General features: G+C 64.3%; 1 protein-coding gene. It reads right to left on the bottom strand.

Annotated elements, in window-relative coordinates; all coding sequences use genetic code 11:
- Positions 1-21 precede the first annotated feature (21 nt).
- Complete coding sequence (locus ACFQ9V_RS20615; protein ID WP_382460980.1) at positions 22-1098, bottom strand: IS110 family transposase; 1077 nt, start codon at positions 1096-1098, stop codon at positions 22-24.
- Between the last annotated feature and the right edge of the window lie 245 nt (positions 1099-1343).

Here is a 1343-nt window from a genome sequence, read left to right as displayed (position 1 = left end):
CGTTCGATGCTCCTATGTTCGTCAAGTGCTGATTTGGGGCAGGTTGGCGTAGATCTCTCGAGCGATGTATCTCTTGAGGCAGCGGATGATTTCGCGTTTGGTGCGACCCTCGGCGCTCCGGCGTTCGACGTAGGCGAGCGTGGGTTCGTGTCGACGCATTCGGACGATCGCGACGATGTAGAGGGCGCTGTTCGCGGCGCGGTCTCCGCTGCGGGAGAGCCGGTGTCGTCCTGTGGTTCGGCCGCTGGAGGCTGGCTGCGGAGCAACGCCGCAGAGCTTGGCGAAGGCTGCCTCGTTCTTGATGCGGTTTGCGTTGTCGCCGACCGTGACTAAGAACTGGGCGGCGACTTCGACACCGACTCCGTGTAAGGCGACCAGGGCGGGAGCGGTTGCGTTGACGAGGTCCGCGATCTGTGTGGTGAGCCGTTTGGCTTCGTCGTCCAAGACCTTCCAGCGTCGTGCGAGATCGCGGAGGGCGAGCTTCGTGCCGGCCAGGTGCAGACGAGCGGGATCCGACGCCAGCGAAAGCAGATTCTCTGCCTCCGGTCGTAGGTGGAGGCATCGGTTCACCAGCGTGCGCTTGGTCAGATCGACGAGCTCGTCGCGCAACGGCGAGGGTGCGCCGATCATCACGCCGAACAGGGCGTTGAAAGCCTGGGTGCGTGCCTTGACCGCGCCCGAGCGCGCGACCCGCAGGGTGCGGATCACCTCGATCGCGCCGGACTTGCTCTTGGGAACGGCGGTGGAGGTCTCGCCGAGCACCGCTCGGGCGATCTGCTCCGCGTCCAGGCGATCGGACTTGCCGTCCATTCGCCTTGCGATCCGGTTGGGCCGGTTCACCTCGATGACGTGTTCACCGCTTCGCGTCAGCTCGCGGGCGAGCGCGGCGCCGAACGAGCCCGTGCTTTCCACCCCGATAGAGGCGAGGCTGCCGTAGCTGCGCATCCAGGACCGAAGCGCGTCGTAGCCGGGTCCGGTAGCGGGAAACTCGTGATGGCCGAGCAGCCGACCGTGGTCGTCGATAGCTGCTGCGTAGTGGGTGTGCTTGTGAGTATCGACTCCACCGATGACCGTGACATCGGTCAATTCAATTGTCATGCTGGAGGTGCTCCTTTCGTGCGCGCTCGTTGAACGAACGGGGCGAGCCGGTCGGGCGGGTCGACAGAACTGTGATGGGGCTTCTAGTCCAAGCTCCTATCAGGTCAGATCCGGTCGGCCGGCGCGCTCCTGGATACTGCGCCGGCCCCGGTCGACAAATCGAACGAAGGACACCATGGTCAGTTCTTGGCCTGAGTCAGACCGAAACCGTCGCAGCACCATGACAAGTCTTCACAGATCTTGCC

The sequence above is a fragment of the Leifsonia sp. NPDC056665 genome, assembly GCF_042791795.1.
Classification (GTDB): domain Bacteria; phylum Actinomycetota; class Actinomycetes; order Actinomycetales; family Microbacteriaceae; genus Leifsonia.
Note: the sequence above shows the minus strand (reverse complement) of the source record. Positions and strands in the feature narration are given on the sequence as shown.